The following is a 20,497-nucleotide window of genomic DNA, read 5'->3' on the forward strand; positions in this document are numbered from 1 at the left end:
AATTTTATATGGAATTGCTTGTAATCACAGCAATAAATTCAAAACCAGTTTTTCGGCAAATAACTGCATGTGGAATAAAACCTCGTTATTTCGCGTATCTAGGGCGTTGGTTGATCTTGCTATTCAAAAGCATGTAACTCCCTGAATATCAATAAAAATAACTTTAAAAGGCAGGAGGTTGAGCTGATGAGCCGGTACCTGCTGCCTTTATAGGGTAAAGATTAAGCAATATTTATGCCATGGTCGCCTTTTAGGTAGCTTGGGCATCCACCACGGCAATAGCGGCCATCTTGACGATGTCATCGACACTGTCGCCGCGCTGCAGGACGTGCACCGGTTTGTTCATGCCCATCAGGATCGGACCGATGGCCTCGGCGCCCCCCAGGTGGTGCAGCAGCTTGTAGCAGATGTTGCCGGAGTTCAAGTCCGGGAAGATCAGGATATTGGCGTTGCTCTTGAGCTTGGAGAAGGTGAAGCCTTCCAGCAGTTCGGGAACAACGGCCGTGTCGGCCTGCATCTCGCCGTCCACGATCAGCTCGGGGGCCCGCTCCTTGACGATCTCCACCGCCCGCCGCACCTTCTTGGCCTGGGGGTGGTTGACCGAACCGAAGTTGGAGAAGGAGAGCATGGCTACCCTAGGTTCGATATCCAGCATGCGCACCTTCTCGGCCGCCAGGATGGCGGTCTCGGCCAGTTCTTCGGCGGTCGGATCGATGGTGACGGTGGTGTCGGCCAGGAAGTAGACGTCATTCTTGAAGACCATCATGTAGAGGCCGTGCACGCTGGAGAGTCCCTGCTGCTTGCCGATGACCTCCAGGGCCGGGCGGATGGTTTCGGGATAGTGGGTGTCGATGCCCCCCAGCAGGGTGTCGGCATCGCCCATGCGCACCATCATGGAACCGAAGTGGGTGCGGGACTTGCGGCGCAGGATGCGCTGGGATTCGGAGAGGGTCAGTCCCTTGCGCTGGCGCAGGTTGTAAAGATCTTCGGCGTATTTTTCCGTCAGCTCCGAGTCGGTCGGGTCGATGATCGGTATCTCCAACTCAATATTGAGTTCCGCCAGCTTCTGCTCGATCTTCTTTTTGTCGCCGATCAGGATCGGATGGGCGATCCCTTCTTCCACCAGTTCCTTGGCGGCCCGCAGGATCTTTTCATTGTCACCTTCGGGGAAGACGACGGTCTTGGGATCACTCTTGGCCTTGTTGATGATCATGCGCATGATCTCTTTGGATTTGCCCTGGGTCGATTCCAGGTGCTCGATGTATTTGGCCATGTCCTCGATCGGCTGGCGGGCCACGCCGGTCTCCATGGCAGCCTGCGCTATGGCCGGAGCGACGTGCAGCAGGACGCGCGGATCAAAGGGTTTGGGGATGATGTAGTCGCGGCCGAAAGCGAATTTCTGGTTGCCGTAGGCCTTGCAGACCGAGTCGGGCACCTCTTCCCGGGCCAGCTGGGCCAGGGCCTTGACAGCCGCCAGTTTCATCTCTTCGTTGATGCAGGTGGCGCGGCAATCCAGGGCGCCGCGGAAGATGAAGGGGAAGCCCAGCACGTTGTTGACCTGGTTGGGATAGTCGGAACGGCCGGTGGCGATCATGACATCCTTGCGTACGGCATGGGCATCTTCCGGGGTGATCTCCGGGTCGGGATTGGCCATGGCGAAGATGACCGGGTTGGGGGCCATGCTGGCAACCATCTCCTTGGTAAAGGCCCCTTTGGCGGACAGGCCGAACAGGACGTCGGCACCGTTGGCGGCCTCTTCCAGGGTGCGGAAGGGGGTGTCGGCGGCGAAGAGCTCCTTGTAGGGATTCATCCCTTCGGTCCGGCCCTTGTAGATGACCCCCTTGGTGTCGCACATGATCATGTTATTGGGCTTGACCCCCAGGGAGATGGCCAGCTTGGCGCAGGAGTTGGCCGAGGCGCCGGCACCGTTGACGACGATGCGGATATCCTCGATCTTTTTGTCCACCAGGTACAGAGCATTGAGCAGGGCGGCGGAGGAGATGATGGCGGTGCCGTGCTGGTCGTCGTGGAAGACCGGGATCTTCATGGTCTTCTTGAGGGTCTCTTCGATGTAGAAGCATTCCGGAGCCTTGATGTCCTCCAGGTTGATGCCGCCGAAGGTCGGTTCCAGCAGCTGGCAGGCCTTGATGATCTCGTCCGGGTCCTCGGTGTCCAGCTCGATGTCGAAGACGTCGATGTCGGCAAAGCGCTTGAAGAGGATGCCCTTGCCCTCCATGACCGGCTTGCCGGCCAGGGCGCCCAGGTTGCCCAGTCCCAGGACAGCGGTGCCGTTGGAGACGACCGCCACCAGGTTGCCCTTGGCGGTGTACTTGTAGGCGTCTTCCGGGTTCTGCTGGATGGCCAGGCAGGGCTCGGCCACACCCGGTGAGTAGGCCAGCGACAGGTCGGCGGCGGTCTGGCACGGTTTGGTGGAGATGACTTCGATCTTGCCTTTGCGACCGGTGGAATGATACTCGAGCGAGTTCTTAAACTTTGCCATCTCTTCCTCCATATTTTAGTTAAGTTAAAATAACATCGGTTTATTGGGTGTTTATGACGTATACTTTTATTAAAAGTGAAAAAGGATAGTCTTCCTCCTTCATATTTGTCAAGCAGTTAATGGTAGTCAGTAAAAAATCATTCTATTTTATGTTTACTGCACTAATATCTTGCCTCTTTCGGATCTGCTGATACAATTTAAGCCCACATTTAACTGGAACAGGAGGCATGCATGGAGCGGATCTGGGCACCTTGGCGGATGTCATATATCAATAATAATACAGCGGATCATGGCTGTATATTCTGCCCTTCAGATACCGCTGATCGCGAACGTCTGATACTTGCCCGGAGCGACGCATCCCTGATGATGCTCAATCGCTATCCTTACACAGGCGGCCACCTGATGGTGGCGCCTTTGCGGCATACAGCCGGACTGGACGATCTCGGAGATACGGAATTGCTGGATCTCATGCACCTGCTTCGCAAAGGGAAGTCTCTGCTGCAGCGGGTTGCCAAGCCGGATGGTTTCAATATCGGCATCAATCTGGGCAAGGCAGCCGGCGCGGGCGTGGAGGAACACCTGCATATACATATTGTCCCGCGCTGGAACGGTGATTCGAATTTCATGACCGTTGTCGGCGATGTGCGGGTGATCCCTGAGGGGCTCATGACCTGCTTCGATCAGTTGGCGCAGGCGCTTGCGGTGGAAAATTGATGGATAAGCTTTTAATCGGTATAGATATCGGCGGCACTAACATGCGCTGCGCTCTTGTCGACAGAAGTGGGGCCATTTTCGAGCGTCGTCGCTGTTTCAGCCAAATAGGAGAAGGGCGGGAAGCCTTTTGTGGACGCCTGCTATTGGAAATTGAGGAACTGAAAGATGCGGCGTTAGTGCGCGGCAGACAGGTGGGGGCCATAGGGATAGGTATTCCGGGGCTGATTGCTAAACACGGCCTGATTCATTCTTCAGTCAACATGAGGCCGCTGGAGGGTTTCAATCTGGCAGGATTTGTCGAAGCACGATCAGCTCTGCCGGTGGTTTGCGGCAATGATGCCAACATGGTTGCGTTGGGTGAACAGCGTTTCGGCGCTGGTCAGGGATTTTCCTCATGTATGGTGATTACGATCGGCACCGGATTGGGGAGCGGATTGATTCTTGATGGCAAGCTCTGGACCGGCTGTGGAGGGTTTGCGGCGGAATTCGGTCATATAACGGTTGATCCGGAAGGGATACCGTGCCCTTGCGGGAACCGGGGCTGTCTGGAGCAGTATGTCTCAGCCGGGGCACTGGTTCGATTTGCTCATGAAAGGATGTCCGGACAAGCAGCTGATGTATTGACGGCTGAAAAGGTTGCCTGGCTTGCATGCCAAGGTGATGCTGTTGCGCAGTCAGCTTTTGACCAGCTCGGCTACTGGCTGGGTATCGCTCTTGCATCCCTGACTAATATGCTCAACATTCAGGCTGTAATCATTGGTGGCGGTGTTGGATCCAGCTTTGAGCTTCTGCAGCTGGCCCTGCATCAGAATCTTCAACAGCGTTGTTTTTCGCTGATGTCTGATGGTCTTGTAATAAAAAAGGCCCAGTTAGGGGATGATGCCGGCTTGCTGGGGGGCGCGTCCCTGGCAGTGGATACCATTTGACCGTCACAAGGAAATAACCGTGCGTAAGAAGTTGCTGTTCATCTGTATCTATATGCTAGCCACCGCAGCCACGCTTTACGCCGGTCCTGCTTCGCCCGACCCCATTGATATCAAGCAGCCCGACGGAAGCTCTGTCAGAGCTAGAATTCGTGGAGACGAATTCCAGAACTGGACCGAATCCGAAGTGAGCGGACACACAATCCTCCTGAACAAAGCGACGAGATACTGGGAGTACGCAGAACAGAACAAAGATGGCACTCTCAGGCCAAGCGGTATGCGTGTGTTATCCAAGGGACTCAGGGCGCCTTCATCGCTACCAAAGGGACTCAAACCACCACGGGACAACGAGCTTGAGCGACGTCAGCAGCACATGCTCAACGACGTCTATCAGGAACGTTTGAAGAGTTCACTGATGACTGCTCCTGCATCTTCGATGTCCTCTGATAGTGCCACAGCAGAGGCTGCTCCGGGAGACTGGGTGCCCGTACCGGTGTCCGGATCTAAAAACGCGCTGATTGTGCTTATAAGTTTTGCAGACAGGGCCATGCAGACATCTGCTGCCGACTGGTACACAACCGTATTTGATGGGGGCGCTGCGTCTGTTGCCCGGTATTTTAATGACAATTCTTTCGGGCTTATGACCTTTTCTCCTGCGCCGCACTCGCAGACCGGTAATCCCGCAGGCATTGTGAGTGTTGCTATCGCTGACACGCATCCCAATTCAGGAAAATCCTACAACTATACGACCGAAACAAACATCCTGAATCATGCGCTTGCGCAAGCGGCCTTATATGTGGACTTTGCCAGTTTCGACACCAATAACAATGGAATATTGGCACCATCAGAGTTAAGCATTTACTATATCTATGCCGGTTACGAGAGATCCGGAACAACTCTGGAACCCAACATCTGGGCCCATGCCTGGGGGGGGGCGATTACTGCCGGGACAAAGACCGTTACGCAATGGGCTCTCAGCGGAGAACTGAATAATTCCAGCGTGCAGCATCCGATGGGCGTTATTGCCCACGAACTCGGACATGCACTGTGCGGACTGCCCGACCTTTACGATGTTTCTTTTACCTACAACCCTGAAAAACATACAGCTACCGGCAACCAGGCCATGGGTGCGTTTTCACTGATGGCCAGCGGCAGTTGGGGAAGGGATTCTGCCGACCTGTATAGCGGAACGACTCCTGTGTCGCTCGACGTCTGGTCCCGTGAATTCCTTGGCTGGTCATCACCGCTTGTACCCGTAACTTCCGGTGCGATCAGTATTGGACCTTCGCTGGCTGCAAACAACTCGGCCTACAAGCTGATCGTTCCAACGTTGAGTATGACGGAGTATTTTCTTGTCGAAAATCGTCAGCCGGAGAACTGGGACAGAGGGCTGAAGCGTTGGCTCGGAGCGGAGTGGCAAGGCGGCCTTCTTATTTTACATGTCGACAACGCCGCTGGCTCATACCCGAGCAACAATATCAACAGCTCTACAGCCAACAACGCCTTTTCAGGGGGGCATCAGGGGGTTGTTCCCCTGCAGGCCAGCACCGAAACCTGCAATATGCTGTCGAACGGTTCAACCTGCAGTGGCAATGCCACCACGCTCTATTATGCCGCGAACAACTCCAGTTTGACACCTGCCAGTTCACCCAGCTCCAATTATTACAGTGGTTCAGCGACTAATTTCAGCCTGACGGGCATATCTGCTCAGAGCAGCATCATGTCGGCCTTTCTCCTGCTTCCGCCATCCGCCCCCGGAGTTCCTGAGATCACATCCGTTGCGGCCGGCAATGCACAGGCAAACATATATTTTCAACAGCCTGATTACGATGGCGGCAGTCAGATCATCAGCTATACAGTTGCGTCAAACAGCGGACATTCAGTTTCGGGTGACACGGTGCCAATTACTGTCTCTGGTCTTGTCAATGGCCGATCCTACAGTTTTTTCATCAGAGCGACAAATGCTGTTGGTACGGGTCCGGCTTCAGATGAATCCATCAGTGTGACTCCGGGTATAGTTTTTATTGATGATGCCTATGCAACGGGATACCAACTGCTGCAAGTTGCGTATGATGCTGATGTGCTTGAAAAAAAGATCAAGATCCTGGCCGAAGCCAAGGTCGGTGAACTTGCGGTCTCCCCTGCAAATGTCAACGGTTCGATTACCATTAATGGTGGTTATAATGACGCCTTTTCTGATGATGATGGACTGCCCGCAATCCTGAGTAAGGTAACCCTGTCGGCCGGAATGACCAGGTTAAAGAATGTGGTTGTGAGATCGCCATAACTGAATTGAAATCACGCGCAGCACTCAAAAGCCCCGCAGGTCTTTCGACTGGCGGGGCTTTTGAGTGCTTGAAAAAAGGCAGCAGTGGCGTACAATACGATAAAAATAATCCAAAACGTTGCGCAGAGAGGGCCATATGGATAGGCGATCATTTTTGAAGGCCGCGGGAGTTGCCGCGCTGTTGTCACCCACGTTGGTCAGGGAAGCGCTGGCGGCAAAGGAAAAACCGCAGGTGGCGGTGGCTGAAGGCACGGATTATCCTTCCATTACACGCAAAGCCATCAACGCTCTGGGTGGCATAAAGCGTTTCGTTAAGCCGGGTGATGTCGTGGTGGTCAAGCCCAACATGGGCTGGGACCGATCCGCTGATCTGGCTGCCAATACCCACCCCCAGGTAGTCAGGGCGGTGGTGGAGGAGTGTCTGGCCGCTGGTGCCAAAAAGGTCAAGGTGTTTGACTATACCTGCAATGATGCGCGGCGCTGTTATGTGAACAGCGGCATCGAGGGGGCTCTCAAGGGGATGAAGAACGTAGAGTGCAAGCAGATCGAGCCGGAACGTTTCAGGAAGGTCGCCCTCAACGGCCAGTTCCTGAAAGAGTGGGAGTTGTATGACGAGGCGCTCTCAGCCAATGTCTACATCAACGTGCCGATCGCCAAACACCACGGGCTCTCCAAGCTGACGCTGGGGCTGAAGAATGTCATGGGTATCATGGGAGGCAACCGGGGGTACATCCACCGCAACCTGGATGCAGCCCTGGCAGATGTCAACTCGCATGTAAAGACCCATCTTACGATTATCGATGCCACCCGCATCCTGACGGCCCATGGCCCCCAAGGCGGAAATATTGCAGATGTGAAGGTGCTTAACAAGGTAATTGCCTCAACCGACACGGTCGCTGCCGATGCATTTGCAACCACACTGTTCGGCATGAAGCCGTCCGATATCCCGGTGACGGTTGCTGCCTATAAACGCGGCCTGGGAGAAATGAACCTGGACAGGATCAAGATTGTGAGAGTGTAGAAACGTGAAATCTTCACCGGCGCGCATCTGTCAGTTGATCTTTCTGACCCTGTTTCTGATCCTGTTCATTCAGACGGAATACCGTGGTCGTGATGAAATCAATGCTGCCGTTAATACCTTTTTCAGGGTTGATCCGCTGGTGCTGGTCAGTTATCTGCTGGCCGCAAAGGCATGGACCTGGCTGCTGCTGCCGGCAGTGATGATGGTCGTGGCCACGCTGCTTCTGGGGCGTTTTTTTTGTGGTTGGATCTGCCCGTTGGGCACGATCCTCGACCTGCTGACATCAAGAATCCGCAAGACGGCTCCAATCAGGGTGCTCAAGGGGAATACCAAGTACTGGCTGCTGTTGCCGTTGTTGTCGGCTTCGTTGTTCAATCTCAACCTGATTGGTTTGCTGGACCCGATTGCCATTCTGCTGCGCGGTCTGACATTTTTGTTTTATCCTCTGCTGGGACTGGCGGCCAGGGAAGGCTGGGTGGAGTTGTATCACCTGATCGGTGAGCGGCGTGATATCCTGGCGCCGGCGTATAACCTGATCCGTGACAATCTTCTGCCGTTTCGCGATACGATCTACCCGCTGGCGTTCCTGTCAGCTGCCATGCTGCTGGGGGTGATCGCACTGGAGCGTTTTGAGACGCGCAATTGGTGCCGGAACCTCTGCCCGCTCGGCACACTGCTGGGCTGGCTGGCACGCTTTTCACTGTTCAGCCGTATTCCTGAGGTTATTTGCGGAGATTGCGGACAATGTCGTGATTTTTGTCCGACCGGTTTTGACGGAGATGCTCTGCTCAAGGAGGAGTGTATCCTCTGTATGGAGTGCCGGCAGGGGTGCCCTCATGACCGGATATCATTCCGTCCGTCGCTGAAGCTGAAGGGCGGGGGTCCATTTCTGCCGGCGCGCCGTCTGCTGTTGGGCAGCATGGCCGGCGGACTGCTGCTGGCTGTGCCGGCGCGTTTCCGATCGCCGGAAAAGGAGCTGCGCCTGCTGCGTCCACCCGGGGTGCGTGATGAGGATGAATTTCTGAAGAAATGTGTTCGCTGTGGGGAATGCATGAAGGTCTGCCTGAAAAGTGCTTTGTACCCTGCGGCATACCAGGCCGGTCTTGCCGGCATGTATACGCCGCTGGTCATTCCCCGACTGGGATATTGTGAGTACAATTGCACCTTGTGCGGCCAGGTCTGCCCGACCGGGGCAATTCCTTCACTGCCGGTGGAGTCCAAGCGGTGCGAAGTAATCGGCAAGGCGGTCTTCGACAAAAATCATTGCCTGCCGTTTGCCCGCAAGATCGACTGCATTGTCTGTGAAGAACATTGCCCGATTCCCGAGAAGGCCATCCGCTCCCGCGACGTGCAGATTATCGGATTGGACGGACTACTCAGGACGGTCAAGGAACCCTATGTGATGGAGGAAATCTGCAACGGCTGCGGTATTTGCGAGAATGTCTGTCCACTGGAAACGAAGGCGGGCATTGAGGTGTTTGCCGTAAAGAACCGGGCGCCCATCCGCCCGCAATCAGTCGGGCAGGAGATACATACTTCCAGTGGCTATCCCTGATGGTTAAAATTGATGTGTCACGTGCCTGATTATGTATTCCGGGAAAGCAAACTTTCATTGACTTAAACACATATCTTTATTACTGTCTGCACTCAATTGGCACTCAGTGATTAATTTATCAAACGGGACGTTCAATATGCAAAAGATACCGTTAATGCTTGCAGCTGCCGACATGGTGCTTGCCCGCGAAGTCTTCCGAGGAGACAGCCCAGCTGGAATGCCGATCTGTGGCAAGGGTACTGTGTTGACGGATGCGTTGATTGCCAGGCTTGATCACCTTGATATCCAGTCGGTCTATGTTGAGGGGCATCCTGTCTGGGAAGACGGTGATCGCTCGCTTGACGATGTACTTTGTGATCTGGAAAAACGCTTTGTGAAGGTTGCTGATGACCCCTTGACTGCCAAACTTCATGAAATTTACAAGGCTTACCTGATCAAGTCTATGGGAGATGACAGTGGACGAGAAGCGTAATGAACTGAAAAAGATTATTATGGACACCAAGACGCTGCCCACGTTGCCCGGTGTCATCAATAAGCTTAACTCCCTGTCGGAGAATGAAAAATCTTCGGTTCAGGAGATGGCCAAAATCGTCTCATCCGATCAGGTGTTGTCCGCTCGTATTCTTCGATTGGCCAATTCCCCCTCCTACGGCTTTTACCGCGTTTCCACCATATCAAATGCCATGATTCTGTTGGGCGTTAACGTGGTGAAAAGCCTGGCGCTCTCGTCCTCTATATTCGAAATCATGGAGAAGAACAGTGTCGGCCTCTGGGAACATTCATTGGGGGTCGGCGTTGCCGCCAACCTGATCGCCCGTAAACTGGCCCTGCCGGAATGTGAAGAAATTGCCACTGCAGCGTTGCTTCATGACATCGGTAAAGTCATTATCAGTCTGAAGTGCAGCGAGGCCGAGGTTGCAATCCGCCGTACCATTCGCGAACAGGATATCTATACGCGGGAAGCAGAACGGCAGGTGCTTGATACCGATCATGCTGAAATCGGTGCCTGGCTGGCGAAGAGCTGGTTTCTGCCGGACAAGCTGAGCGAGCCGATTGCCTGCCATCATGATGTGGCTCAGTCGGGGAACCACCGTATCAAGACCTCTGTTGTCCATATCGCTGATGTCCTTATCAAGGCCAGCGGGTTTGGGAATAGCGGTGATACCTACGTTCCGATGATTCAGAAGATCGCCTGGGAAACCCTCAAGCTCAACGAGCAGCTCCTGGCCGAGATTGTCGAAGAGATCGAGGACAAACTGGTAGAAGTGAAGAATTTCAGTCTCGAGCTGCAAAACTAGCATGCCACAGCCTGTCCGGATATCTCTTGTATCCACGGACCAGCAACTTGCCTTTCACATCCAGCTGCGCTTGCAGAGCAAGGGGTATCAGGCCGCCAGTCTGTCCTGTATCTCCGGTGTCCTGGGCGCCTTCTATTCCGACCCTCCTGATCTTCTGATTATCGACCTTACTACTTCGGACGAACTCTGCACAAATCTGATCAAAACCCTGCGAAACGACAGTTTTTTCAGTGCCATTCCCATCCTTGGCCTGATGGGGCCGATAGATTGTGATGCCTTCAATTTGCATGACTGTCTCCTTGATGATTTTGTTCATCTCCCGCTTGACTTCAATGAGCTGTTCTGCCGTATATCTCTGTCTCTTTCACGTCTTAAGCGCATTTTCGACAACAATCCCCTGACGCGACTGCCTGGTAACACATCCATTCATCGTACCATCGAAGATGCCATGGGCAAGGATCTGGCGGTCTGTTATGTGGATATCAACCACTTCAAACCCTACAACGATGTGTACGGTTTTTCCCATGGCGACGAGGTCCTGCGGATGCTCTCTCGAATCATGTTCAACGCTGTGCGGGATTCGGGGGGTGGTTTCTGCGGTCATATCGGAGGAGACGATTTTGTCTGCATCCTGCCGATTGAAAAGGCGGAGGGGGTTTGTAAGACCATTATTGATTATTTCGACCAGATCGTGCTTGATCTTTTTGATCAAGAGACCAAACTGCGCGGCTATTATGAAGGGTGCAACCGCAAAGGGGAGCGGGAACATATTCCCCTGATTTCGGTGTCGATTGGCGTGGTGCTGATGAATTCCCCCAAGATCCTGCATCATGCCAAGGTGGCTGAGGTGGCCGCCGAACTGAAAAAACTTGCCAAGGGCTCACACGGCAGTCGCTATGTAGTTGATCATCGCAAGTCGTAGAGCGTCAGAGGGAAGCTGTTTATAGTAAAAAAAGGCGCACACCGTTTCGGGTGTACGCCTTTTTTATGTATGTCCATGCGGTAAGTGGGACGTTACATCATCTTATGGCATTTGATGCAGTCATCAACATCGAAAGCATCTTTCCCTTTGCCGTGACAAACTCCGCAGGCTTTGCCCTTTTCCATGTCTGCCATGGTTGCTTTGGTCGCTCCAACCCGGTAGGGGAATATCTTGGTATGACAATCGGCACATTTGTATGATTGCAGGTGGAATTCGTGACTGAACGTGGCCTGGCCGGCCGGTTTTGGAACCATATAGCTGAGTGTGCCGGGTTTCATGCCCTTGTGACATTTGGCGCAGTCGCCGGTTGAAGCAAAGACGTCCTTGCCATTGTGGCACGTGCCGCAGGATTTACCCTTGGCCATGTCGTCCATAGTGGCTTTTCCGACAACCGTTTTGTAGGGGAATGTTTTTGTATGGCACTCCTTGCATGAATAAGCGGCCGTATGAATAGTGTGGCTGAAGGTGGCGGGGGTGAACCCCTTGAGGTTGAAGACAATGTCTTTCGGTTTCATGCCCTTGTGGCAGCGGTCGCAATTGGCGGACACTGCAAAGGCCTTTTTGCCGTTGTGACAGGCGCCGCAGGTTTTGCCCCGTTCCATCTCGGACATGGTTACCGTCTTTTCCTTGCCGGTGATGACCTTCCCGTTATGGCAGCTTCGGCAGGCACCACCGGTTTTGGCAATATGAACGGCGTGGCTGAAGGTGGCATCTCCAAGACCCTTGATTTTATAGGTTATATCACGCGGCTTGCCCTTGTGGCATCTGGTGCAATCCTTCTCGGACGACACGCTGAATGCTTTTACCCCGCTATGGCAGGCGCCGCAGGACTTGGTTGTTTCCATTTCGGCCATGGTAAAGTGCTTGCGGTTTCTGAGATTATAGATAGCGTCGTGGCAGATTTTACAATTATTGTTGTATTTCTTCAGGTGCACGGTGTGGCTGAAGACAACCGGTTCGGCGTTTTTGAAAGGGAATCTGATGTCCTTTGTTTCTGCAGCACCGGCGTAGACTGCGCTGAACACTATAATCGCACAGGCTAACAGCATGGATAGATGTTTCTGCATGGTACCACTCCTCTAGCGTAATAAAATTACATTTTCAAGCCGGTTACTATACAGACTGACCAGTTCATCGTCAATTGTAAATTAGCGCAGGGGATGAGCGGCCTGAAACAGCGGTTTTGCGGTTGATACACTGCCATGACCTGTGCTATAGATGGTCACATTTTACGCAGAGGCGGAACTATGATGCTTTCTCTCGACCGATTGATTGAACAGGCACTGCTGGAAGACATCCATACCGGAGACATTACCACGCAGGCGGTTGTCCCGGACAAGCGTCCAGCCTCGGCCCGCCTGATAGCCAAGGAACCGCTGGTTCTGGCCGGGCTGTTTGTCGCTGAACGGGTGTTTTTGCGTCTCAACCCCGCTGTTCGCTTCACAGCCTGCCAGGTTGAGGGATCTGCTGCCGACAGGGGCGATATCATCGCAATGGTTGAGGGCAATGCCTCCGACCTGCTCATGGCCGAGCGGGTGGCGCTTAACCTGCTGCAGCGTATGTGCGGTATTGCCACGCTTACATCCCGCTATGTCGAGGCGGTCAACGGCACAAAGGCCCGGATTGTGGATACCCGCAAGACCACCCCGGGACTGCGTGAGCTTGAAAAATATGCCGTTCGGGTTGGTGGCGGCATCAACCATCGCACCGGTCTCTATGACGGTGTGCTCATCAAGGAAAACCACATCGTGGCCGCCGGCGGAATTGCCGAGGCGATCAGACGCGCCCGCGCCTATATCCCTCATACGCTCAAAATAGAAATTGAGACCGAGACAGCGGAACAGGTTGGAGAAGCGCTTACCGCCGGGGCTGACATCATCATGCTGGACAATATGGACTGCGACACCATGCGGGACTGTGTAAAGCAGATCGCCGGACGGGCCCTGGTGGAGGCTTCGGGCGGTGTCAACCTGGATACGGTGCGGGCCATAGCAGAGACCGGCGTTGATATTATTTCGATCGGTGCCTTGACCCACTCTCCCCGCGCCATGGACATCTCCATGCTGCTGGATTAAGCGGTGTCGATTGCTGCCGCCACCATACTGCGTCTGTTTCGCGAGGCGGGTAACAACTATGTTTCAGGTGCCTTGATCAGTCGTGAACTGCAGGTGTCGCGCACCGCAGTATGGAAACATATCAATGCCCTTCGCACGGCCGGGTACGTGATTGAGGCGATCCCGTCGCGTGGTTACCACCTGGCCTCAACGCCGAATATTCTCAGTGAAGAAGAGTTGCGGGAAAGATTGCATACAGCGGTCATCGGTCGCCGGCTGGTCTGTCTTCACGAGACGTCATCCACCAATGCTGATGCCTTCCGACTGGCAGAGGATGGTGCTGACGAAGGAACGGTGATCATTGCTGATGCACAGTGCGGGGGCAAGGGGCGCATGGGTCGGGTCTGGTCATCGCCGCCGGGTATAAATCTGTACTGTTCGGTGATTCTCCGGCCGACCGTGAAGCCGTATCAGGCCCCGCAACTGACCTTTCTTTCTGCTGTTGCTGTAGCCCGGTCCATCGAGCTGACTACTGCCCTGAAACCGGAGATCAAGTGGCCCAACGACGTGCTGATACGCGGCTGCAAGGTGGCCGGACTGCTCAATGAAATGAGCGCCGAAACCGATTGTATCAACTTTGTTATCCTCGGTGTCGGAGTTAATCTGAATATGTCTGCAACACAGTTTCCCTCCGACCTGCGCACCCCGGCGACCTCACTGCAGCTGGAACTGGGGCGGCCGGTCAACAGGGCGCAGTTTGCAGCAACCATGCTGCATGAGCTGGATCGTCTGTATGGTGATTTTCTTCTGTACGGCTTTGGGCCGGTTCGGGAAGAGTGGCAACAGCGCTGTAACGCCAATGGTCGTGAGGTCAGTGTGAGTGATGGCGGCGCCGAAACCATGCGGGGCATGTTCGTTGGTATCGATGGCGACGGCGCCATGCTGGTCCGGCTAGCGGATGGCAGGGTGGAGCGTATTTTAAGTGGCGATGTGAGGGTGATCTGACATGCTTCTGGTAATCGATGTCGGCAACAGCAATATTGTACTGGGGGTATATAACGGTCTTGAGCTTGTTCGCAACTGGCGACTGTCAACCGACAAGTCACGCACTTCGGATGAGTATGCGGTTCTGCTGCACAGTCTCTTCGATCAGGCAGGCCTAGGCTTTGCTTCGGTCAAGGCCGCTATCATCTCATCAGTGGTACCGCCATTGACCGGGGTGATGGAAGCCATTGTCCGTGATTTTTTTCATCACACCCCCTATGTGGTCGGCCCGGGTATCAAAACCGGCATGCCGATCCAGTATGACAATCCGCTCGAGGTGGGTGCCGACCGGATTGTCAATGCCGTTGCGGGGTATGAAAAACACCGCTGTGCCCTGGTGATTGTCGATTTCGGCACCGCCACAACGTTTGATTATATTAATGCAGGGGGTGAGTATTGCGGCGGAGCCATTGCCCCCGGGTTGGCAATATCGGCTGATGCCCTGTTCCAGCGGGCGAGCAAGTTGCCGCGCATCGACATTGTCAAACCACCTCAAATCATTGCCAAGAACACGGTCAATTCCATGCAGGCCGGTATCTTTTTTGGCTACGTCGGCCTGGTGGACGAGATCGTCAGCCGGATCAAGCTGGAGAGCAAGGATTCCCCCAGGGTTATCGCCACCGGTGGACTGGCAAACCTGATCGCACCCGAATCCCGCACGATCGAAGAGGTGGATGTCTTCCTTACCCTTGATGGGTTACGGATATTATACGAACGCAACAGGTAAACCGCCGGAATACCAAAATTGTTGCATGAGAACCTGGCACGAACGACATAAGGAAGCCGTAACGAAACAACCGGGAGTGTGACCGTTCATTCGCAACGGCTCCTGATTCGATTGTTCATATCATTCAACTCAAGGAGGAGAAAAGATGGGACAGTTTGACACGGGCAAGATCCGCAATCTTGGCATTGTTGCACATGGTGGCGCCGGAAAAACCTCGCTGGCTGAAGCGATCCTCTTTGATACCGGTATGATCGACCGTCTGGGGCGGGTGGATGATGGTTCATCGACCATGGACTTCGAGCCTGAGGAAATCAAACGCAAAATCTCAATCACTTCAGCCCTTGACCACTGCGAATGGGATGGACACTCCATCCACATAGTGGATACTCCCGGGTACGGAAATTTCATTGCCGATACCCGCGCCTGCATGAGGACCCTTGACTGTGCCGTGGTGATCCTGTCTGCAATCTCGGGTGTCAAGGCCCAGACCGAGGAGATCTGGAACTGGGCCAACGAATTCGAGATACCCCGCATCGCCTTCGTTAACAAACTTGATCGTGAAAGGGCCAGTTTTTTTCGGGCGATCGATGATATGGAAAAGGCTTTAGGGGCCCGTGGTGTGGCCGTCCAGATGCCGATCGGCAGCGAAGCTGATTTTCAGGGGGTGATCGATCTGATCACCATGAAGGCCTGTTTTTATGCCAAGGATGGTTCCGGCAGCTTTACCGAGGGGCCCGTGCCGGCTGAGTATGTCGATGAGGCGGGCAGATTGCGCGAACAGATGATCGAAGTTGTGGCAGAGGCCTACGATGCACTGACCGAAAAGTACCTGGAAGCGGGCGAACTCAGCGAGGAGGAGATCCTGGACGGCCTGCGGGTCGGGACCATGCGCAATACCTTCACCGCTGTTCTGTGCGGTTCCGCCACTGCCAATATCGGAGTGAAACAGCTGCTGGATGCCGTCTGTGCCTATCTGCCGTCGCCGCTGGATCGTACCAAGGCGGTCGGTACTCACCCTAAAAGCGGTGAAGTCATCGAACGGGCCCCCGATGAAAAGGAGCCCTTTTCCGCACTGGTGTTCAAGACCACGTCAGACCCCTACACCGGCAAGATCACCATTTTCCGGGTCTACTCAGGTGTGCTTAACTCGGATTCCACGATTTTCAACTCCACTAAAGGGATTGAAGAACGTATTGGCCAGATCTATGAACTGGAAGGCAAGAAACAGCATCCCATCAAACAGGCGGTTGCCGGTGATATTGTCGCCGTCGCCAAGTTGAAAGAAACCGTTACCGGCGATACACTCTGTGATGCTGCCAAGCCGATTGTCTATGAGCCGGCCAAGCAGCTGCTTCCGGTCATTTCCTATGCCATTGAGCCCAAAACCAAGGCCGATGAAGACAAGATTCACAGTGCGTTGCACCGTATGATCGAGGAGGAGCCCACTCTTGAGTCGCATCGTGATGACAAGACCAAGGAATTTATCATCTCCGGAATGGGGCAGGTGCATCTGGAAGTCATTGTTGAAAAGCTCAAACGCAAATTCGGTGTCGAGGTCGTCCTGAAAACGCCGAAAGTGCCCTATCTTGAGACGATTCGGGGTACGGCCAAGGTACAGGGCAAATACAAGAAGCAATCCGGAGGACGCGGCCAGTACGGCGACTGCTGGATTGAGATGGGGCCGACCGGTCGCGGAGAAGGTTACGTATTTGACGATAAGATCGTAGGAGGCGTCATACCGCGCCAGTATATTCCGGCCGTAGACAAGGGGATCTACGAGGCATCCCTCGAAGGTTATCTGGCCGGTTATCCGGTGGTTGATTTCAGGGTAGCGCTCTATGACGGTTCATTCCATACGGTTGATTCTTCGGAGATGGCCTTCAAGGTTGCCGGTTCCATGGCCTTCAAAAAGGCCATGGAGATCTGCAAACCGGTCCTGCTGGAGCCCATTGTGAATTTGAAGGTAACGGTGCCGGATGAGAACATGGGAGATGTCATCGGTGACCTTAACTCACGCCGGGGCAAGGTTGTGGGGGTAGAACCGAAAGCCAATTCCCAGATCATCCGGGCGGTCGTGCCGATGTCAGAGGTGCTGGCATATTCCAATGACCTCAAATCAATGACCAGCGATCGTGGCCTTTTCAGTACGGAGTTTTCCCATTACGAAGAACTACCTTCCCATTTATCCCAGAAAGTTATTGCCGAGGCTCAGGCTGGCAAATAGGAATATCGTGACGGTCTAATTTAAGGAGGCATATCAATGGATATCAAGTTCAACAAGGATTCGGAGGGCGGCCCCCAACGGGGTGTGACTGAAGAAAAGGGAAAACAGAATGTACTGCTGGTTGTTCTGCTGATTCTGGTGGCAGGTTTTGGTTATATCTATTTTTTTACCGGGCTGATCAAGCCGACACAGGAGCAGAAGGTCGCAGAGGTGCCCCTGGTATCGCAGGTTGTCAAGAAACCCTTGCCGTCTTCGGATGGCGAACCGCTCAAGGCTGACGCAGGCAATAGCGCGGAGAAAAAGGAAGCCGCACTACCTGCGAAGCCAGAGCCGGTCAAGGCCGAACCGGCACCGGTTGCCGCAGCCAAGCCTGCGGCAAAAACGGTTGCCAAGCCCGCTGATGTCGTGAAAAAAAGCGAGACGCCTCAGCCTGCTGTAATGAAACCTATGCCGGTCGCTGGCAAAGCCGGGGAGAAGAAGTCGACTCCGGTAGAGAAAAAACAGCCGGCGGTAGCCGAGAAGAAGCAGGATGTTGCCGAGAAGAAGCCGCTTCCGCCAAAAAATGTCGACAAAAAAACCGCAGATGCGAAAAAAGTTGTCGAAAAATCCGGCACAGCAGCTGTTATTCCGCCTCAGCCTAAAAAAGAGGTTGCGAAGACAGCCAGGAAAGAGCCTGTTGTTGCGGGTGATGCGGCCGTTTCTGGCCGCTGGACGGTTCTGGTGGGGAATTATGTGCTGGAAGAAGCCTTGGCGACTGATTTAGCCCGGGTCAGGTCGGCCGGTCTTGAAGCCTATGTTGTCCAGGGCGGCCAGAAAAAAACCCATATGAATCGACTGTTGCTGGCGCAGTATACTGATCGTGCATCCGCCCAGATTGAACTGGATAAATTGAAACGCTTTACATCCGACGCTTTTATTCTGGACAGCCCAGGAATGCATAGTGTGTATGCCGGTTCATACCTGCTCGATGCACGGGCCTCTTCCGAGCGGGAACGGCTTTCTGCGTCCGGGTATACTCTGACCCTGAAGCGTGCCGATGTAGCAATTCCATCGAAAAATTTGACCGCCGGTTCCTTTACCGACAAGAAAGCGGCTGAGGATGTCCTGAAAAAACTGCGGGCAGCGGGCGTCAAGGCAACGCTGACACGCTAAGCCGCTGGATTGAACAACCTGCTACATTACTTTAACAAGAACGGCATAAGGAGCCGTAACGAAATAAACTGGATCCCCTCCGTTTTTCGTCACGGCTCCTAATCGAGATGTATGGCTGATCCAATCAGGTTTAAAATATCTTCGGCAGTTGCAGCTTTTGTCAGGCCCGGTGTGTCAGTCGACCAGAAACAGTCAGGGCTCGAAACGGCTTCGTCTCTGGGACCGTTCGACCGGGTGACTCTTATCTACTGTTTGATGAAGGATGCGGATGTTGATGTCAAACGGGCAGCCGGCCATTTGTTTGCCGGACTGCCAGAAGATGTCATTCTGCAGTATGTGAATTCTTCCGAAGCCCATCCTTCCGTCCTGGATGCAATTGCCAGGATTCATCATGCCAGGCCCTGGGTTGCACAAGCGCTGCTGGGTAACGAGTTTTTGTCCGGACCTGCCAGGGCTTTTTTGCAGAAGGGGGAACTTTCCTCTTCCGCGCTGCCTGTGATCGCACCGGTAGCGGAAAGTGACCGGGAGCCTGTTGCCCAGAGCCCGGCAGATCAATTGGATGACCTGGCTGATGATGCGACTGACGCGTCAGTTGATGAACCCGAGGAAGCGCTCGCGGAAGAGCCCGCAGCTATTGATGAAGATGATGAGCAATATCTCAGCAAGTACAAAGTCGCCATGATTATGGGGATTAGCGAGAAGATCAAGATGGCTCTGTCCGGTGATAAGGAATGGCGTTCGATCCTCATCAAGGACTCCAACAAGCTTGTCTCGGGCAGTGTTATCAAAAATCCGCGCATAACGGATGGCGAGATCCTGACGATCCTGAAGGTCGGTGTCCAGAATGATGAAATCATCCGTTTGATCTGTGCCAACAAGGAGTGGACCAAGAATTACATGATTCGCAAGGCATTGATCGACTGCCCTAAAACACCGCTTCCCAACTCCCTGCGCTACCTGGCGTCATTGAATGAGAAGGACATTGCGAGTTATGCAAAAAGCAAAAATATATCTTCGGTACTTTCTACGCAGGCCAAACGACTGCTTCTTGCCAAAAAACGCTAGATTTGCAAACAAAAAAATGTTTTCTGCACGTATCCAATTTTTCTGGACTTGGAGCATAGATGGCACTCATTAACCACGCCAAGCGTGAGATTAACGCCAAAATTGTATACTATGGCCGCGAGGGGGTCGGCAAACGCAACTCTCTGCAGTATATCTACGACAGAATCAAGCCCTCATTGCGGGGAGATCTGAAATCACCGTCAGGCAGTGGCGATTCGTTGTTCTTTTTTGATTTCAGCCCATTTGAAAAACCGATGTTTGGGGATTATCGCATTCGCTTTCATGTGTATACCCTGCCGGGAAAGGTCGCCAATCCTGCTGCCTGGAAAATGACACTCAAAGGGGCAGACGGGCTGGTGATAGTCGCAGACGCCGCTCCGGAATCTGCAAACGCGGAACTCGATTGCATCTCTGTGTTACGGGGCTTTCTGGCCGCGTATGGGGTGGGGGTGAATGACATCCCCAGTGTCCTTCAGCTTAACAAGGGCAGTAGCAGTCGTGACATGTCTGCCGCAGGTATGGCTGCTGCGCTTGATCTGCCGAATATTCAGGTCTGTTTGTCTGATACCTCTAGCGGTGAGGGCGTGCTGGAGTCACTTTCGCTGCTTTCCCGCGAGATTATGACACGGATTGGGAACGACGATGCATTGCGGCTTGGAGAAGGTGAGATGCCGCCGGTGGATGGGGATGGCGTAGAGGTGTCTGCAGCGGTTTACTCCCCTGGCATGAAAACAGATGAACCGGTCAACGGATCGCTTCAGGTGATTGAAGAAAATACCGTGTTAACAAAAGTGGAGCATGAAACAGGTGACAATCGGCTACAGGTGGTGATGGCTGTGGAAGGTGCTACCTGCAAAGATGGCATCATCAGGGTTCCGCTGGAGTTTGCTCACGCCGGTTCAATGTGCAGGCTGGTAGTGTCGATTGCACTTGATCCGGTGTAGTCCCTGC

Annotated in this window: 17 protein-coding genes; 15 read left to right on the forward strand and 2 right to left on the reverse strand. The window is 53.8% G+C overall.

Translation table 11 applies throughout. The annotated features are described in order from the left end of the window. Nucleotides 1-250: 250 nt before the first annotated feature. Nucleotides 251-2,500 carry an NADP-dependent malic enzyme gene (locus ACOCF6_RS17570; RefSeq protein ID WP_482461626.1) on the reverse strand — a complete coding sequence of 750 codons (2,250 nt, stop codon included), beginning with the start codon at nucleotides 2,498-2,500 and terminating at the stop codon, nucleotides 251-253. 231 nt (nucleotides 2,501-2,731) lie between these two features. On the opposite strand from ACOCF6_RS17570, the gene ACOCF6_RS17575 reads away from it, so the two are divergent. From ACOCF6_RS17575 to ACOCF6_RS17610, 8 genes are all read left to right on the forward strand, one after another. Then, on the forward strand, nucleotides 2,732-3,214 hold the full coding sequence (locus ACOCF6_RS17575) for an HIT family protein (RefSeq protein ID WP_482461627.1): 483 nt from the start codon (nucleotides 2,732-2,734) through the stop codon (nucleotides 3,212-3,214). Then, the gene (locus ACOCF6_RS17580) at nucleotides 3,214-4,140 is read left to right on the forward strand and encodes an ROK family protein (RefSeq protein ID WP_482461628.1); all 927 of its coding nucleotides are present in this window, start codon (nucleotides 3,214-3,216) and stop codon (nucleotides 4,138-4,140) included. The genes ACOCF6_RS17575 and ACOCF6_RS17580 overlap by 1 nt, the downstream gene beginning before the upstream one ends. 19 nt (nucleotides 4,141-4,159) lie before the next feature. After that, nucleotides 4,160-6,424 carry a M6 family metalloprotease domain-containing protein gene (locus ACOCF6_RS17585; RefSeq protein ID WP_482461629.1) on the forward strand — a complete coding sequence of 755 codons (2,265 nt, stop codon included), beginning with the start codon at nucleotides 4,160-4,162 and terminating at the stop codon, nucleotides 6,422-6,424. A 136-nt stretch (nucleotides 6,425-6,560) separates the two neighbouring features. After that, nucleotides 6,561-7,445, forward strand: a complete 885-nt coding sequence (locus tag ACOCF6_RS17590) for a DUF362 domain-containing protein (protein ID WP_482461630.1) — start codon at nucleotides 6,561-6,563, stop codon at nucleotides 7,443-7,445. Between the two features lie 4 nt (nucleotides 7,446-7,449). After that, on the forward strand, nucleotides 7,450-9,000 hold the full coding sequence (locus ACOCF6_RS17595) for a 4Fe-4S binding protein (RefSeq protein WP_482461631.1): 1,551 nt from the start codon (nucleotides 7,450-7,452) through the stop codon (nucleotides 8,998-9,000). 136 nt (nucleotides 9,001-9,136) lie between these two features. Then, a complete protein-coding gene (locus ACOCF6_RS17600) occupies nucleotides 9,137-9,472 on the forward strand; it encodes a hypothetical protein (protein ID WP_482461632.1) in 336 nt (111 codons plus the stop codon). After that, nucleotides 9,456-10,298 (forward strand): HDOD domain-containing protein, encoded by an 843-nt coding sequence (locus ACOCF6_RS17605; protein ID WP_482461633.1) that lies wholly within the window; start codon nucleotides 9,456-9,458, stop codon nucleotides 10,296-10,298. The genes ACOCF6_RS17600 and ACOCF6_RS17605 overlap by 17 nt, the downstream gene beginning before the upstream one ends. A gap of 1 nt (nucleotide 10,299) precedes the next feature. Next, the gene (locus ACOCF6_RS17610) at nucleotides 10,300-11,220 is read left to right on the forward strand and encodes a diguanylate cyclase (RefSeq protein WP_482461634.1); all 921 of its coding nucleotides are present in this window, start codon (nucleotides 10,300-10,302) and stop codon (nucleotides 11,218-11,220) included. 92 nt (nucleotides 11,221-11,312) lie between these two features. Here ACOCF6_RS17610 and ACOCF6_RS17615 read toward each other — a convergent pair whose 3' ends face one another. After that, the gene (locus ACOCF6_RS17615; RefSeq protein ID WP_482461635.1) at nucleotides 11,313-12,347 is read right to left on the reverse strand and encodes a cytochrome c3 family protein; all 1,035 of its coding nucleotides are present in this window, start codon (nucleotides 12,345-12,347) and stop codon (nucleotides 11,313-11,315) included. A gap of 183 nt (nucleotides 12,348-12,530) precedes the next feature. Between ACOCF6_RS17615 and nadC the strand changes: the two genes are divergently transcribed. The 7 genes from nadC (at nucleotide 12,531) to ACOCF6_RS17650 (ending at nucleotide 20,490) form a co-directional block, all read left to right on the forward strand. Next, nucleotides 12,531-13,355: a carboxylating nicotinate-nucleotide diphosphorylase gene (gene nadC, locus ACOCF6_RS17620; protein WP_482463395.1), complete on the forward strand. Its 825-nt coding sequence runs from the start codon at nucleotides 12,531-12,533 to the stop codon at nucleotides 13,353-13,355. A 3-nt stretch (nucleotides 13,356-13,358) separates the two neighbouring features. Next, on the forward strand, nucleotides 13,359-14,339 hold the full coding sequence (locus tag ACOCF6_RS17625) for a biotin--[acetyl-CoA-carboxylase] ligase (RefSeq protein WP_482461636.1): 981 nt from the start codon (nucleotides 13,359-13,361) through the stop codon (nucleotides 14,337-14,339). A gap of 1 nt (nucleotide 14,340) precedes the next feature. Further along, nucleotides 14,341-15,105, forward strand: a complete 765-nt coding sequence (locus ACOCF6_RS17630; protein WP_482461637.1) for a type III pantothenate kinase — start codon at nucleotides 14,341-14,343, stop codon at nucleotides 15,103-15,105. Between the two features lie 145 nt (nucleotides 15,106-15,250). Beyond that, nucleotides 15,251-17,329: an elongation factor G gene (fusA, locus tag ACOCF6_RS17635; protein ID WP_482461638.1), complete on the forward strand. Its 2,079-nt coding sequence runs from the start codon at nucleotides 15,251-15,253 to the stop codon at nucleotides 17,327-17,329. 36 nt (nucleotides 17,330-17,365) lie between these two features. Continuing rightward, nucleotides 17,366-18,481 carry an SPOR domain-containing protein gene (locus ACOCF6_RS17640; RefSeq protein WP_482461639.1) on the forward strand — a complete coding sequence of 372 codons (1,116 nt, stop codon included), beginning with the start codon at nucleotides 17,366-17,368 and terminating at the stop codon, nucleotides 18,479-18,481. Nucleotides 18,482-18,592: 111 nt separating this feature from the next. Continuing rightward, nucleotides 18,593-19,546 carry a hypothetical protein gene (locus ACOCF6_RS17645; protein ID WP_482461640.1) on the forward strand — a complete coding sequence of 318 codons (954 nt, stop codon included), beginning with the start codon at nucleotides 18,593-18,595 and terminating at the stop codon, nucleotides 19,544-19,546. 59 nt (nucleotides 19,547-19,605) lie between these two features. Then, nucleotides 19,606-20,490 carry a GTP-binding protein gene (locus ACOCF6_RS17650; RefSeq protein WP_482461641.1) on the forward strand — a complete coding sequence of 295 codons (885 nt, stop codon included), beginning with the start codon at nucleotides 19,606-19,608 and terminating at the stop codon, nucleotides 20,488-20,490. Nucleotides 20,491-20,497 lie beyond the last annotated feature (7 nt).

Source organism: Geobacter psychrophilus (assembly GCF_056821595.1).